Below are 14,639 nucleotides of genomic sequence, written 5' to 3'. Positions count from 1 at the left end.
CAGCCCCGCCCCCGCGTGCGACACGACGAGCCCGCACAGGCCACCCCCCAGGACAAGCAGACCGGCCACGGCCCCGGCCCCCGGCCCCGGCCCCGGCCCCGGCCCCCGGCCCCGGCCCCCGGCCCCGGCCCCGGCCCCGGCCCCGGCCCCGGCCCCGGTCCTGGCGCCGACGACGCCTGCGCCCGCGAGGCGGACGCGCTGCGCCCGGCCGGGCGCACTCCCGTGGCGCCGCCCGTACTCCTGACCGCCGGCCTGGGAGCGCGGGCCCGGGGGAGTGGGCCCGGGGGATGGAGCACCAGGAACACCGGCGCACGCCCGGCGACCGGACCGCCGCCTACGCGGCCGCCCCGTTGCCCCTGCACGCCGCCGCCCCTTCCCGGGACGGCCAGCATGCTTTCTCCCGCCGCCAGGCCCTTCCCCCAGGCCGTCGCTGCTTTGCTCCCCTGGACCGGCCGCCGCCCCGGCGCCCCTGCACGCCACCGCCCCTCCCCGGGACGGTCGGTGCGCATCCCCGCCGGCGGGGCCCGCCCTCCAGGGCGTCGCGCCTTCCTCCGCCCGCCCCGGACCGCGGAAGGTCCCGCCCCGCCCCGGTGCCGCCGGCTCGGCCGGGCACCAGGACACGCCCTGCTCCACGGGACCCGCCCCGGCGCGACCTCCGCACGGCTCGGGGACGGGTTCCCCGACTTTGCGCTGGCCTGCCCGGGCAGGGCTCCTGACGGGGCCGCCCCGTCCGCGCTCGCCTTCCCCACCTGCTGGTGCGTCACCTCGGCCCCGTGAGGAACTGCCGCGGCGGGCGGAACACGCCTGCCGCGCCCGTGGCGCGCAGCCACCGGCACCGGCGTAACCCCAGCGGCCTCAGCGCCGCCGGCCTGCTGCACGGCGACCCGCCGGTCCGGCGGGCCCGCCGCGACGACCGCCGGCCACCCGGCCCAGGCCGCCCCGGGACGGGGCCCGCCCGGGCCCGGTCCACCGCCCCGCCGGCCGACGCACGTGCCACTGCCACTGCCCGCCGGCGCGCCCGGTCCACCGCCCCTGCCAGCCGACGCACGTGCCACTGCCACTGCCCGCCGGCGCGCCCGGTCCACCGCCCCTGCCGGCCGACGCACGTGCCACTGCCACTGCCCGCCGGCGCGCCCGGTCCACCGCCCCTGCCGGCCGACGCATGCGCCACCGCCCCTGCCGGCCGACGCACGCGCCACCGTCACCGCTCGCCGGCGCGCCCGGTCCACCGGACGGCCCCCGGGCCGGTGTGAGCGACCTCACCGCCGCCAGCGCGCCCGCAATCCCGTCCTCCCGCCCGCCCAGCGGCCGTTCGCCGGCCGGCCGCCCGCCGAACCCAGGGAAACCCCAGCCCAGACAGCCGAGAAACCCACGGAAGTCGACAGAAGTCCGCAGAAGTCAGCGGAAAACCGCCGCCCCCGAAACACCCCCGCACGTGACACACGCCACGCCATCCCCTCCCACCACACCCCACCCAACCAATACCAAATAGGTACAAGTCGCCCATATCTCGCATTCAACTGGTTTAACTTCATAAGGTCCTTGAGGGTGTGTCAGCAGAAAACACGCCAGGCATAATCGGCCCCGGTCGTCTCCGGAAGTGCTCCAGCCATCGGGGCACCGACACCCCCACTCTTCGACAGCCCCCCGCACCGGACCGACCCCCAAGGCGCCCGCGATGTCCCTGGCCAGCCGCACCCGCCTCGCGGCCCTGCTCGCCGCCCTCACCGTCGGCGCCGCCGGCGTCACGACCTGGGCCTACGGATACGGCACCGCACCCGCCCCCGCGCCCGCCACCGCCCAGCCCCCCCAGCGCCCCAGCGTCACCCAGGGCACGGTCCTGCAGGTCGTCGCGCACCCCGACGACGACCTCTTCTTCATGAACCCCGACCTCAGCCGCTCCATATCCACCGGAGTCAAGGTCACCACCGTCTTCCTGACCGCGGGCGAGTCCGACGGCAGGAACGAAGCCCACAGCCCGCACCTGCAAGACCCCGCACGCCCCGCCGACCACGCCTCCTACGCCGAGGCCCGCCAGAACGGCATACGCGCCGCCTACGCCGAGATGGCCACCGGCCGGCGCACCAGCGCCTGGCAGCGCACCTCCATACCCACCACCGGCGGCGGCAGCGCCGAAGTCGACATCCTCCTCGCCCGCCCCGAGGTCAACCTGGTGTGGATGCAGATGCGCGAAGCCCGCAGCATCTCCGGCGACAACCCCGACAGCCTGCGCGGCCTGTGGGACGGCAAGGTCCCCGCCCTCGGCTCCCAACTCGCCTCCGGCACCCCCGTAAAAACCCCCTTCACCTACACCCGCGACCAGGCCGTCCAGGCCATCGCGAACGTGCTGGCGCTCTACCAGCCCACCACCATCCGCACCCAGGACCCCACCCCCGGCCGCACCCGGCCCGCCGGCGCCCTCGCCGACCACCAAGACCACATGTACGGGGCCCGCTTCGCGCAGGCCGCCACCGAACGCTACGCCGCCACAGCCGGCCCCCGCCCGCACTTCTCGGTCCAGAACTACGTCAGCTACCCCAACAGCTCCCTGCCCCCCACCCTCGACGCGAAAGCCGCCGAGGAGAAACTCGGCTACCTCAAGACCTACGCCTGGAGCGACCACCAGGACTGGTGCGGCAGCCCCGCCGGCTGCGGCGACCGCAAGACCGCCACCCGCCCCACCGGCGCCGGCTGGAACCAGACCATCCGCTACAGCCGCGGCGAGAGCACCACCTGGATGACCCAGGGCACCCCCGGCCGCCTCTACGCCTTCGCCGCCCTCGACGGCCAGATGGCCTACTGGACGCGCCCCCGCCCCACCGCCCCCTGGCAGGGCCCCCGCTTCCTGCCCCCCACCGCCCCCGGCACCACCATCGACGCCGGCGCCAGCACCGCCCGCCTGCCCGACGGCCGCATCGCCGTCCTCGCCACCCGCACCACCCTGGCCACCACCACCCCCCAGGACTACCGGCGCGAGACCGTCTACGCCCTCCAGAACGCCCCGGGCGCCGACTTCGGCCCCTGGCACACCCTCGGCACCCCCGACACCGGCGACCTGTCCGCCACCTCCGCGATCGGCACACCCACCGCCGCCGTCGACGCCACCGGCCGCATCACCGTCTACCTACGCGACTCCCACCGCACCCTGCGCGCGGCCACCCAGAACGCCCCCGGCGCCGGCTTCGGCCCCTGGCAGACCCTGGGCGGCACCGCCCTGCAGGGCGACCCGGCCACCGCCACCGACAGCGCCGGCCGCCGCCACGTCTACGCGGCCACCGACCGCACCGTGCTCGCCTGGACCCAGCCCGCCCCCGGCGCCCCCCTCACCGGCCCCTTCCCCACCGGCCTGCCCGCCACCACCGGCGTACTCTCCGCCACCGGCCACGACGACGGCGTCCGCCTCACCTTCCGCAGCCCCGGCAGCGGCACCGTCACCACCACCCAGGCCACCGCCACCGCGGCCGCCCCCCTCCTCTCCCCGCCCGCCGACACCGGCGGCGAAGGCGGCTACGGCGCCGTCGCCACCGCCGGCCGCCTCCTCGCCGGCCGCGCCGCCACCGGCACCGCCGCCGTCACCCTCCCCGGCCCCACCCCCACCCCCGCCTGGCACGAGTCCCAGATGCTCTACACCGGCGCCCCGACCGCCGTGACCACCCCCGACGGAACCGGCCTGGCCGCCGCCCTCGGCCTGGACGCCGACCTCCACACCACCCCCACCACCACCACCCCGGCCCCCACCCCCAGCCCGGCCCCCACTCCCGGGCCGACCCCCTCCACCCCCTGGCACCGGGCCGTCCCACCCACCGCCCTCGCCCAAGCCGCCCGCCACCCCTCCGGCTGGCACCACTGACCACCCCGGACGAGGATGACCACCCCGGCCACCCGCCCCACCCGCCCCACCCGGCCACGGCAGCCACGGCCACCGCCACCGCAGCCGCCCACACCACCCACCCGCCCCATCCCGGCCACCCCACCCACCCGTGGACGCCACCCACCAAACCCACCTCACCCACCCGGCCACCGCGTGGACACCACCCACCCGCCCCACCCGGCCACCCTGGCCACCCCGGCCGTCCGGCCACCCACCCGTGGACACCCACCAAACCCACCCCGGCCACCGGGCACCACCCACCGGGCCACCGCGTGGACACCACCCACCGGCCCCACCCGGCTACCGGGCCACCCCACCCCCGGCCTCCCCACCCCCAGCCTCCCCGGCCACGCAGCTCCGGCCGTCCGGCCACCCCGGCCACCCTGGCCGTCCGGTCTCCCCGGCCACCCTGGCCGTCCGGTCTCCCCGGCCACCCTGGCCGTCCGGCCTCCCTGGCCGTCCGGCCTTGCTGTTCAACTTCCCACGTCCTGAACACCGGTGATCGGGGCCCCTTGTGACCGCTTCCCATGCCACCCGCCGGCGCACGCGTGCGCCGGGAACCGCCGTGCGCGCCTTGGCCGTCTGCCTCGCCGCTGTCGCGGCACTGGCCACCGGCTGCCGCGACGACACCGCCCCGGCCTGGGACTACCCGCGGCTGACCGCCGCCCTGAACGCCCTCACCGCCGCCCTCGCCCACAGCTGCGCCACTGTGCAACCCGACCACTGCGCCGACAGTCTCGACCGCCTCGACCCCCTCGCCCACCGCGCCTTCACCGAGGTCCTCGACCACCGCCTCCTCGACCAGGCCTGCCTCGACGCCGAACGCGACGTACGCCGGGCCAGAGCCCTGCGCCGTGCCGCCGCCGTCCACGCCCGGGCCCGTCCGGACCTGCTCCACCCGGCCCTGGAGCAGGCGGTGGCCGCCGAACAGGCCGCCTACCGCCGCCTGCTGGCCGCCCTGGACACGGTCCGCACCGCCCCGCCGCCGGCCGGGCCGACCCAGCCCGTCTGACCACCCACCGGCAGCCACCAGCAACCACGAGCACCACAGCAACCCTCAGGAACCCCCAGGAACCTCCAGGGACCGCCAGGGACCGCCACACACCACAGGAACCGCCAGGAGCGGCCGGGGACCGCCGGGGACCGCCGGGGACCGGCAGGTCCCCGGCCCGCCCGCCCCCTTTACGGCTGCAGGGGCGGCGCCGGCAGCCCGCCGCCCTCAAGCGCCACCAGCGACAGCACCACGATCGAACCCGTCCACGCCAGCGGAGCCACCGAAGCGGCCCGGCCCGCCTTGTCCACCTTCTCCGGCAGCTCACCGAGCGCGTTGCGCTTCGAGAGCACCCACTCCAGCACCGGCCCCGCCTTCGCCGGCCGCCCCCCGGCCGCCCAGGCCAGCGCGAAGAACGCCGTACTGGGCGTCCACGCCGTCGCACCCCACGGCGCCCCCGGATCATCACCCGGCGTCAGCCCCCCGTTGGGCAGACGCAGCGCCCGGTAGGTGGCCTCCAGCGCCGCCGGCAGCCCCGCCGGAGCGGAGTTGAAGGGCGGCGCCATGAACGTCACCGCACTGTCACGCCCGTGCCGCCCGTCGACGGTGCGCTGGTAGCCGAGCGGGAAGAACCGCTTCGAGATCCCCGCGGACAGCCGCCGCGCCGCCCGCGCCCACCGTGCCGCGTCCCCGGGCCGGCCCGCCTCCCGCGCCAGGTCCGCGGAGGCGTTGAGCCCGGCCAGCAGCGGCGCGGCCGTACCGATGTTCGGACTCGACGTCATCAGCTCCCAGTAGTCGGGGGACGCCGGAGGCAGCCCGTCCGCCCCCAGGGACCGGGCCGCACGGTCGGCCGCCTTGACGATCATCGGGTAGAGCGTCATCAGCCGGGCCCGCCGGCCGTCCGCCGGCGCCGCCCGGTACCACTGCCACACCGCCCACGGAACCCAGCCGTTGGCATCGAGCTGCCACCGCCTGCCGTCGGGCGGCCCGGAACCGTCGAGCTTCGTACGCGCCTCCCAGCTGCCGTCCCCGCGCTGCGTCGCGGCACTGTGCCGCAGGATCCGAAACGCCTCCGCGTCATGCCCGGTGTGCGCGAACGCCGCGCACGCGAAGCTCGAATCCCGCGGCCAGGAGTACATCCAGCCCGGACTCCACCCTGCCGCCATCGCCCCGTTGGGCCGCAGCAGCGCCCGCATCGCCAGCAGCGCCCGCGCGGCCGCCGCCCGCTCGGCGACGGACCTGCCCGGCACACGGCCGGAGGCCAGCCAGACCCGGCTCTGCCCGATCTGCCGCAGCGCCCCCGCGTCACCGGCCGCGACCACCACCGACACCGTCCGCCCCGCGGGCAGGTACAGCCACCGCCCCGACGCCAGCCGCAGCACGTTGCTGCCCTCCACGTACCGGGCGCCGGCGGCACGCGAGGACGAAACCCCCTCGGCGGCGGTCACATTGGACAGCACCCCGACCGTGGGGGCGGTGAACCCCGACAGCGGCGCATGACCGCCCGCACCGCACACCGGAACCGCCGTACCGGCCAGCACCGCCGTAGCCACCGCCCAGCAGCCGAGGACAACGGGCATCGCCACTCCCTCCGCCGCACCGCGTACGCGCGGACACCGACCCCCGCTCATCCTCGAAGACCGCCGCCCGCCCCGCCACGCAAACCCCGCCGCCCGGGTGACCCAACCCCCAACCCCAGCCCCAGCCCCAGCCCCGCCCCCCAACCCCAGCCCCAGCCCCACCCCCCGCCCCGACCCGCCCCGACGCCGTGGCCCCAGCCCCCACCCCAACCCCAACCCCAAGCCCCGACCCGCTCCGACGTCGTGGCGATGCCGGCCGCGACGCCCGCCCCCCCCCGCCTGTGATGCCGGCCGCGACGCCCGCCCCCCGCCTGTGATGCCGGCCGCGGCGACCGGCCCCGCCCGGGATGCCGGCCGCGGCGAACCGTGCACATCATGGGTGTTCGCGGGCCGTGCGATCACCACAGCCGGCGGGGCGCCCCGGCCGCCCCGGCCCGACGGACCCCCGCTGCGAACGCTGCGAACGCTGCGAAGAGGTGGCCCATGAGCACCATGGCGGCCGAGGGCGAGGACCTCGTGACCCCCTCCCCACCGACCGGCCCGGACACCGGCCCCCGCCCCCTCCTGCGCACCCTGCCCACGGCCGCCGCGGCGGCACTCGCCACCGCCGCAGGAGCCCTCGTCGCCGTCGGATGCTTCCTCGGCCTCTACATCCGCCCCACCTCCGACGACTGGTGCGCCGCCTGGAAAGCCCGCGACCTGGGAGTCCTCGGCATCACCGCCGACTTCTACACGACCCAGAACGGCCGGATCGCCAACGCCTTCCTCAGCGGCCTCCTCTACAGCGGCGGACCGGCCGGCACCAAGATCCTCCCCACCCTCATCGCCGTCTGCCTCACCGCCGCCCTCGTCCTGCTGGGCCGCCGCCTGCTGCGCGCCCTCGGCCACGCACCGCCCCTGCTCGCCCTGACCGCCTGCGCCCTCACCCTGCAGGCGCTCCTCTACTTCGCGGGCACCCGCAGCTACCAGGTCCTGCTGTGGGCCCCCGCCACGATCTCCCACACCGTGCCGAGCGTCATCGGCCTGTGGGCCCTCCTGCTGGCCCTGGCCACCCTCACCCACCCCCACCCCGCCGTCCGCACCGCCGGCTTCGCCGGCGCCCTCCTCACCGGCTTCGCCCTCGCCACCCTGAGCGAACCCTTCGCCCTCGTCAGCGGACTCCTCGCCGCCCTGACCGCCGTACTGTGCCTGCCCCGCCTGCGCCTCACCGCGACCTGGCGCCCCTTCACCTGGTGCCTGCTGTGGTGCGCCGGCCTCGCCTGCGGCCTCGCCGTCCTCTACACCTCCCCGGGCGCCCGCTGGCGCCGCGCCCAGCAGCCCGAGAAGCCCCCGCTCCTCTCCGCCGGCGAACTGCGCGCCACCTTCGAGGACTGGCTGCGCATGTGGGACACCGTCACCGGCCAGTGGGCCTACCTCGCCGCCGCGGCCGCCGGCCTCCTGCTGGGCCTGGCCGCCACCCTCCGCACCCCCCACCCCGCACCCGTATCCGCATCCGGTGCCCGGCCCGGTGCCGGGCGGACGACGCGGGCCGCCCTGCTGCTCCTGCCGCTGCCCGTGGTGATCCTGGGCTCCTTCGCGGTGGCGGCAGGCCTGCGCAGCGGATACGGCCCCACCGGCTGGACCTACGCCCGTACCTGGACGAGTTTCCTGCTGCCCATGGAACTGGCCCTGTGCGGCTACGGAGTCCTGCTGGGAGCCTGGGCCGGCCCCCGACTGGCCGCCCGCCGCCCCGCCGCCGCGGCAGCCGCCACCACGGCGGCGCTCTGCCTGACCCTGGCCGCGACGGCCTCACTCGTCCCGCACCTGCAGCAGCTCACCACCACCACGGTGGCCCGCTCCATCGCCTGGGACGCCCAGAACACCCGCATCCGTACCGAGGCGGCGCACGGCGCCACGGACGTCGGCTACCGCCCCCTGCACATCGCCCACCTCGCCGAGCCCTTCTTCACCGCCGACTACGACCGCGACTGGGTCGCCGCCTGCGTCTCCCGCTGGTACGGCATCGACCGCATCCACCGCCGCTGACCGCATCCACCACTGCTGACTGCATCCTTCGGCCTACTGCGTTCTCGGCCCTGAGCAGGACCTCCTCGCGGCGCCGCCGCGAGAGGGTTGACCTGTGCGAACAACCATCGGATACACCGTCGAAAGCCTCGGCTACGTCGTGGGCGCCCAGGGGCTCGCCGGCTTCGCTTCGCAGACCCTCTTCGGCACGCAGTGGGGCTGGCTGCACCGGCTCGCCGACCTCCCGTCCACCGCCTACCTCGGCATCGCCGCCGCGGGCCTGGCCCTCGTCGCCGCCGGAGTCAAGACGCGCAAGGCCCCCGCGCGCCCGAAAGCCACCTGACCGGCCTGCCCCGCGCTCCCGAAGAGCCGGCACGCAGCGGCCCGGCCCTCAGCCGCCCGCCCCGCCTCAACTGTCCGCCCGTCCCGCCCGTCCCGCCCGTTTCGGCTGTCCGGCCGTGCGGGCGGCGGGCGGTACGGAGTCGGTCGCCAGCCGTGCGTGCAGCTCGACGTCGTAGCGGACACCGTCGTACGCGAGCCTGCGCCGCTGGAGCCCCTCGACCGCGAAGCCCGCAGCGCGGGCCACCCCGCACGAAGCCGGGTTGTCGACCCGGTGGCCCAGCTCCAGCCGGAACAGCCCGGCGTCCTCGAACGCCCAGGCCGCCACCGCACGGCAGCCGCCCGACGCGACACCCCGCCCACGGGCCGCCGCGGTCGTCCAGTACGAGACCCAGCCGGTGCCGTGACGCCGCTCGACGGCGCCGACCGCGACATGCCCCAGCACCACGTCCGCAGCGTCGACGACCGCGAACGCGTATCCCGACCCCGCATCCCACTGCTCCGTCCGGGCCGCCAGCCAGCGCCGCGCCGCAGGCAGCGTCACGACCGGCTCAGCGGCCTGCCGCGACATCACCGGCTCGGCGAACGCCGCCAGCACCGCCTCGGCATCGCCCGGCGTCCAACGCCGCAGCCGCAGCCCCGGGGACGCCTCCACACGATCACGCACCCGCCGCATTCTTCCCCGGCCGCTCAGCCACCGGCCACCCCTTTACCCCCGCCCCGCCCTGCCCCGTCCCCGTCCGCCGGGCACATAGGGGTGCCTGGACGGAGGAGCCAACCCAGCAGCCGGTTGGGCGCTACCTACCAAGCCCGCCCCTTCAGGGCCGGGTCAAGTTGACGACTCGCGGTCCATCACCCGGCGGGCCGCCTCGGCCTCCGCCGCGGGCGGAGAGAGCTCATCGAGGGTGTCGAGCTCGTCGTCCGAGCCCAACTCCTCCTCCCAGGCGGCCGCCAGCCGCTCCTGCTCCTCACGCGGCCTGCCCGCCACGGCCTCCCGCCGGTGCGGCTCCAGAGCCGCGAGGAAACGCCCGACCGCGTCCGTCGGCATGCCGTACTCCTTCTCGCCATGGGATGGGGCAGGGCGCCGGCCCGATGCCGCGCCCGGCCCGGCCGCCCGGCCCAGCATCGCCAACCCGGCCCCCGCCCACCCGCCCGACACGACACCCCGCCACCCGAATGCACGCGCCGACCGACCTCCGGCGCCCACCTCCCGCGCCCCGCGCCCGCGCGCACGGGTGCGGCGTGCCACGGCCCCCGCCATGACACGCCGCACCCCTTTTCATCCGGCGGTCACCGTCCCCGTCGGGGCGACCGCCGGCACGGGATCAGCCGCGGTGCTGGTGTCCGCGGCGGCCCCAGGACTCGGTGTCGACGACATTGCCGCGGTTGTCGCGGAGGGTGGCGGTGTCGCGGTCGTTCCAGATCTGCCGGCGGCGGTCCTGGTAGAGGTCGTGGCGGGTGTCGCGGCCCTGGCCGGTGTGGACCTTGACGGCGGAGCGGCCGTCGAGGCGGAAGTCGGGGAAGCGGTAGCGGTTGCCCTGCTGGTCGGTGAGGGTGAAGCCGCGGAGGTTGACACTGTGGCGGCCGGTGTTCTTGATCTCGACCCATTCGCGGTTCAGGGCGCGGTTGGAGCGGTCGTGGCGGCCGGGGCTGTCGTACTGGACGTCGCCGATGGCGAGGGAGGAGCGGGATCCGCGGTGGTCGCGGCGGTGGTCGTCGGCCGCGGCGGGCAGCGCGGCGGCGCCGATCAGGGTGCCGGCAGCCAGGAGGGCGGCGAGAGCGCGGCGCGTGGCGGGAGAAGCAGACATGGACAAGGGACCCCTTCGACTTCAACGGGCGGCCCACACCGGCGTCCCGCACGGAAAACGTGCGCGCCGGCCGGGCTCGAAACGGTTCCCGGCGACTTGGCCGAGGAGCCACACTCTGGCCCCCCGACACACCCCGACACCGACCCTCCACCCCGTGTTTCCCAATCCGGATATGTCCGTAACTCTCCCTTGTAACGGGCAACCGTCAAACCCGGATTGACGCCCTGGACTCGGCAGCCCGCCGCCACCCGGTGGGAGGTCTGCCAAACAGCCCTCGCCGCCCCCGGACCCCGGCCCCGACCACCCCTCACACCCCTACGCCGAACGGGTCCAAGGCCCTGTAACAGCCACCCCCGCCGCCCCTTCGCACGCACCTGCGCAAACGATCCCGGCGTGCGAGAAAACCCGCCCCTACGACGACCCCGCCGCCCCCCAGTACTTCCTGACCAGCTCATAGGAACCGATCCGCTCACCCAGGTCGTAGACAGGCGTGGTCAGCATCAGCTCCTGCGCCCCGGTCTCCCCGGCCAGCTGCGCCAACCGCCCCACCACCGCCTCGGGCGCCCCGACCGCCTGCTGCGCACGGAAACCCTCCAGCGCCTGCCGCTCCTGCTCGGTGAAGGAATGGGCGGCCGCCTGCGCGGGCGTCGGGAACGGCACCTGGCTCAGCCCCTTCAGCAGCCCGGCCTTGACCACGTTCATCGGACCCGCCCGCCACACCGCCTCCTCCTGCGTCGGCGCGCACACCGTCTCCACACACAGCATCACCCGGGGCCGCTCGCACCAGCGGGACGCGGTGAACGCCGCCCGGTAACCCTCCACCACGGCAAGGGTGTTGTCCGGCCGGATGTGGTGCGCGACCGCGACCGGCAGGCCCAGCGCCGCGGCCAGAGCGGCCCCCGCGGTACTGGAGACCAGCAGCCACGGCTCCGGCAGCGGACCGAGCGCGACCTCCTCCACCAGGAACGACAGGACGGCGGCCACGTCCTGGCGGTACTCCGCATCCGTCGCCGGCCCGGCCCCCCGGCGCAGCGCCCGCGCGATGGCCTCGTCGAACGTGCCCGGCCCGCGGCCGATGCCCAGGTCGATACGGTCCTCGTGCAGGGCGGCCAGCGTCCCGAACTGCTCCGCCACCGTCAGGGGCGCGTGGTTGGGGGCCAGCACCCCGCCCGACCCCAGACGGATCACCGAGGTCGAGGCGGCGGCGTGCGCCGTCAGCACGACCGGCGGGAACGCGCCGATCGCGGGGGAGTGGTGGTGCTCCGCATACCAGAGGCGGCGGTAGCCCAGCCGTTCCATTCCCTGTGCGAAGGCCGCGGTGTCCCGCAGGGTGTCCACGGCGCGGGTGCCCGTCTGCACCATCGCGACTTCCAGCGCTGAAAGAGGTATGTCGAGCATGCCGTCAGCATAAGGATCACGCCTCCCCCCAACGGCCCCGATGATCGCTTTCGCGCCACCGCCGACCGGCGGCCCCGACCCCCGGGTATCCGGCTAATCCGTATCCGCGAAAACGTCAAGCCCCGAATTCCCGGAACGTGACCGGCACCACCGCGGACGGGCTTACTGGTTATGCGCCTCACCGGCAAGGAAACGAGTCGCAGACGTGGTGGAAACAATCCCCACATCGCAAAGACCCCGAATTCCCGGAACCCGTTCAGGGTCCGATTCGATCAGGAGAAGAACCATGAACCGTAAGTTCGAGACGTCCGAGTCCCCCCGCCCCAAGCGCCGAGGCTTCCGCCTCGCCACCGCCGTCGCGGCCGCCGCTATCGCCGGCGGAGTCCTCATCCCCACGTCTTCCGCGATGGCGGCCCCCACCGCGTCGGTAGAGAGCGTCGTCAGCCACAACAAGCACGACCACAAGAAGCACGACCACAAGAAGCACGACGACGACCACAAGAAGAAGCGCAACAAGGGCGGCAACACCCAGGGTGGTACGCAGGGTGGTGGGAACGGCAACACCCAGGGCGGTACGCAGGGTGGCGGGAACGGCAACACCCAGGGCGGTACGCAGGGTGGTGGGAACGGCAACACCCAGGGCGGTACGCAGGGTGGCGGGAACGGCAACACCCAGGGCGGTACGCAGGGTGGCGGGAACGGCAACACCCAGGGCGGAACCCAGGGTGGCGGGAACGGCAACACCCAGGGCGGAACCCAGGGTGGCGGGAACGGCAACACCCAGGGCGGAACCCAGGGTGGCGGTTCCGGCAACACCCAGGGCGGAACCCAGGGTGGCGGGAACGGCAACACCCAGGGTGGTACGCAGGGTGGCGGTTCCGGCAACACCCAGGGCGGTACGCAGGGTGGCGGGAACGGCAACACCCAGGGCGGTACGCAGGGTGGCGGGAACGGCAACACCCAGGGCGGTACGCAGGGTGGCGGTTCCGGGAACACCCAGGGTGGAACCCAGGGCTGATCAGGCCGGCCGAAAAGCGCATCACCTCGCAGAGCCCTCTGCGAGGTGATGCGTATGCCGTATGCCGTCCCCCTCTCAGCCGTTGTCGCCCCGACCCACCGTCGGGGCTACAACGGCTCGACCCCGTGCCGTCCAGGCCCCGGGTCCTCACCCAGACGGCCCTGATCGAGATGGGCCGCAAGCACGGGCGGGACATCCGCCTCGTGCACCCCGCGCACACCACCATGGACTGCGCGGCGTGCGGGGCGAGAACCGAGCACGCACTGCCTCTTCCTGAACGAACCTACGCATGCACCGCGTGCGGAGCCGTGTCCCCCAGGGACAAGAACTCCGCCCGCGTGATGCTCGTCCGGGCTGGTCTCAACCCGGCTGGTGCTGACCGTGTAAGAGCCGGTGGACCGCTGGTCCCCGGCCAACGTGAGCCAGGAATCCCCGTCCTTTAGGACGGGGAGGATGTCAATTTGCGGCGCCCGAATCCGCTGCCTTGAGGCGGCGGTGGTGAGGAGAACCGCGGCTTGCCGACGAAGGCCGGGAAGTGCTCAGCCTTGCGTTCGCAGCGATGGTGAAGACGTCGGCAGCCAGCCAGCCAGCCAGCCAGCCAGGCCACGGTTCGTTCGACGACCCGGCGATGGCGGCCCAGACGCTGCGAGGACTCGATGCCCTTGCGGGCGATCCGGTGCCGGATCCTCCGCCCGCGGAGCCACCGCCGCAGGCGGTCATGGCCATGGCACTTGTCCGGCGACCCGCCCCCACCAGGCACGACATAACCGCCCATCCGAATGTGAATCTGTCAAGCCCCGAATGTCCGTCGCTTCCTCCCCGCGCCCGGAAACGGCAATCTGGAGACAGATAAACCGCTCGGCCATCCAAACGGAACTGAGACACCAGGCAAGTCGAATTCCCGGCTCGCAGAGATTCTCGGAAATCCTGGTCGACCATTCAAGGGAGATATCAAATGTCGAGGAAGAAGCACGTCGCCAACATTGCCGGTCTTTCCTGCGTCACCGCGATACTCGCCGGAACGGCGGGGGTGGCATTCGCCCAGCCTTCCCTGGCTTCCGCACTTCCGACCGCAGCCCCCGCGGCGGTGTGCAGCCTGAAGGGCGGAGAGATCCACGGCAACGGCTTCGCCCTCAAGCAGACCTACGACGTCAAGCGTGACGGGAAGACCGTCGCCCGCGTCGCCGCCGGACCGAAGGGTGACATCCGCGTCGGAATCACCGGTGGCGGTCCGGTCTCCGTAGGCACCGTCCGGTGCACGCCGGGATCCACCGCGGCCTCCACGAAGACCGACGTGGCAGCGGCAACGGCACGAGGCACGGCCGCGGCCCAGCAGGCAGCGCGCGGCGGAGCTTCCAAGACGGAGGCAGCCGCCATCGGCCGGAAGGCTGCGGCATCCGAAGCGAAGCGGCTCGGACTGGCTCCCTCCGTGGTGAACCAGGTGACGAACAACGTGACGAACATCGTCAACAACACGATCATCGGCGGCTCGAACAACACCATCGGCGGCACCCAGGTCGGCAACGGCAACACCCAGGGCGGTACCCAGGGCGCCGGCAACGGCAACACCCAGGGCGGTACCCAGGGTGGTGGCGCCGGTAACACCCAGGGCGGTACTCAGGGTGGTGGA

The 14,639-nt window shown here is 74.6% G+C and carries 11 protein-coding genes and 2 pseudogenes; 7 read left to right on the top strand and 6 right to left on the bottom strand.

The window, feature by feature from the left end; all coding sequences use genetic code 11:
* Window positions 1-1,678 precede the first annotated feature (1,678 nt).
* Window positions 1,679-3,850, top strand: coding sequence for a PIG-L family deacetylase (locus tag ACFWFZ_RS27690; protein ID WP_387125695.1), 2,172 nt, complete (start codon window positions 1,679-1,681; stop codon window positions 3,848-3,850).
* Between the two features lie 586 nt (window positions 3,851-4,436).
* The gene (locus ACFWFZ_RS27685) at window positions 4,437-4,883 is read left to right on the top strand and encodes a hypothetical protein (protein ID WP_387125694.1); all 447 of its coding nucleotides are present in this window, start codon (window positions 4,437-4,439) and stop codon (window positions 4,881-4,883) included.
* A 170-nt stretch (window positions 4,884-5,053) separates the two neighbouring features.
* Here the strand turns inward: ACFWFZ_RS27685 and ACFWFZ_RS27680 are convergent, their stop codons facing one another.
* The gene (locus ACFWFZ_RS27680; RefSeq protein ID WP_387125693.1) at window positions 5,054-6,442 is read right to left on the bottom strand and encodes a hypothetical protein; all 1,389 of its coding nucleotides are present in this window, start codon (window positions 6,440-6,442) and stop codon (window positions 5,054-5,056) included.
* Between the two features lie 483 nt (window positions 6,443-6,925).
* Here ACFWFZ_RS27680 and ACFWFZ_RS27675 point away from each other — a divergent pair, with 483 nt between their 5' ends.
* Together ACFWFZ_RS27675 and ACFWFZ_RS27670 are read left to right on the top strand one after the other, a co-directional pair.
* The gene (locus ACFWFZ_RS27675) at window positions 6,926-8,467 is read left to right on the top strand and encodes a DUF6056 family protein (RefSeq protein WP_387125692.1); all 1,542 of its coding nucleotides are present in this window, start codon (window positions 6,926-6,928) and stop codon (window positions 8,465-8,467) included.
* A 94-nt stretch (window positions 8,468-8,561) separates the two neighbouring features.
* Window positions 8,562-8,789, top strand: coding sequence for a hypothetical protein (locus ACFWFZ_RS27670; RefSeq protein WP_387125690.1), 228 nt, complete (start codon window positions 8,562-8,564; stop codon window positions 8,787-8,789).
* A gap of 66 nt (window positions 8,790-8,855) precedes the next feature.
* On the opposite strand, the gene ACFWFZ_RS27665 is transcribed toward ACFWFZ_RS27670, so the two are convergent.
* From ACFWFZ_RS27665 to ACFWFZ_RS27650, 4 genes are all read right to left on the bottom strand, one after another.
* A complete protein-coding gene (locus ACFWFZ_RS27665) occupies window positions 8,856-9,461 on the bottom strand; it encodes a GNAT family N-acetyltransferase (protein ID WP_387125689.1) in 606 nt (201 codons plus the stop codon).
* A gap of 153 nt (window positions 9,462-9,614) precedes the next feature.
* Complete coding sequence (locus ACFWFZ_RS27660) at window positions 9,615-9,833, bottom strand: hypothetical protein (RefSeq protein ID WP_387125688.1); 219 nt, start codon at window positions 9,831-9,833, stop codon at window positions 9,615-9,617.
* Window positions 9,834-10,110: 277 nt separating this feature from the next.
* Window positions 10,111-10,593: a lamin tail domain-containing protein gene (locus ACFWFZ_RS27655; protein ID WP_387125687.1), complete on the bottom strand. Its 483-nt coding sequence runs from the start codon at window positions 10,591-10,593 to the stop codon at window positions 10,111-10,113.
* A 411-nt stretch (window positions 10,594-11,004) separates the two neighbouring features.
* The gene (locus tag ACFWFZ_RS27650) at window positions 11,005-11,991 is read right to left on the bottom strand and encodes an MsnO8 family LLM class oxidoreductase (protein WP_387125686.1); all 987 of its coding nucleotides are present in this window, start codon (window positions 11,989-11,991) and stop codon (window positions 11,005-11,007) included.
* 286 nt (window positions 11,992-12,277) lie between these two features.
* Here ACFWFZ_RS27650 and ACFWFZ_RS27645 point away from each other — a divergent pair, with 286 nt between their 5' ends.
* Window positions 12,278-13,009: a hypothetical protein gene (locus ACFWFZ_RS27645; protein WP_387125685.1), complete on the top strand. Its 732-nt coding sequence runs from the start codon at window positions 12,278-12,280 to the stop codon at window positions 13,007-13,009.
* Between the two features lie 149 nt (window positions 13,010-13,158).
* A pseudogene (locus ACFWFZ_RS27640) lies at window positions 13,159-13,452 on the top strand (zinc ribbon domain-containing protein); the annotation flags it as partial.
* Here the strand turns inward: ACFWFZ_RS27640 and ACFWFZ_RS27635 are convergent.
* Window positions 13,449-13,745 (bottom strand): annotated as a pseudogene (locus tag ACFWFZ_RS27635) (hypothetical protein); the annotation flags it as partial. The pseudogenes ACFWFZ_RS27640 and ACFWFZ_RS27635 overlap by 4 nt on opposite strands.
* 219 nt (window positions 13,746-13,964) lie before the next feature.
* Between ACFWFZ_RS27635 and ACFWFZ_RS27630 the strand changes: the two are divergent.
* A partial coding sequence (locus tag ACFWFZ_RS27630) for a hypothetical protein (RefSeq protein ID WP_387125684.1) occupies window positions 13,965-14,639 on the top strand: 675 nt, incomplete at its 3' end.

Origin of the sequence: Streptomyces sp. NPDC060232, from assembly GCF_042726555.1 — a bacterium.
Lineage (GTDB): Bacteria > Actinomycetota > Actinomycetes > Streptomycetales > Streptomycetaceae > Streptomyces.
The sequence above is the reverse complement of the archived record's forward strand: the minus strand, read 5'-3'. Positions and strand labels throughout refer to the sequence as shown.

Bases quoted from the DNA above. Each gene is read 5' to 3' on its own strand.
- ACFWFZ_RS27675 (WP_387125692.1), top strand. From the start codon at position 6,926: ATGAGCACCATGGCGGCCGAGGGCGAGGACCTCGTGACCCCCTCCCCA.
- ACFWFZ_RS27645 (WP_387125685.1), top strand. From the start codon at position 12,278: ATGAACCGTAAGTTCGAGACGTCCGAGTCCCCCCGCCCCAAGCGCCGA.
- ACFWFZ_RS27690 (WP_387125695.1), top strand. From the start codon at position 1,679: ATGTCCCTGGCCAGCCGCACCCGCCTCGCGGCCCTGCTCGCCGCCCTC.
- ACFWFZ_RS27660 (WP_387125688.1), bottom strand. From the start codon at position 9,833: ATGCCGACGGACGCGGTCGGGCGTTTCCTCGCGGCTCTGGAGCCGCAC.
- ACFWFZ_RS27680 (WP_387125693.1), bottom strand. From the start codon at position 6,442: ATGCCCGTTGTCCTCGGCTGCTGGGCGGTGGCTACGGCGGTGCTGGCC.
- ACFWFZ_RS27655 (WP_387125687.1), bottom strand. From the start codon at position 10,593: ATGTCTGCTTCTCCCGCCACGCGCCGCGCTCTCGCCGCCCTCCTGGCT.
- ACFWFZ_RS27665 (WP_387125689.1), bottom strand. From the start codon at position 9,461: ATGCGGCGGGTGCGTGATCGTGTGGAGGCGTCCCCGGGGCTGCGGCTG.
- ACFWFZ_RS27650 (WP_387125686.1), bottom strand. From the start codon at position 11,991: ATGCTCGACATACCTCTTTCAGCGCTGGAAGTCGCGATGGTGCAGACG.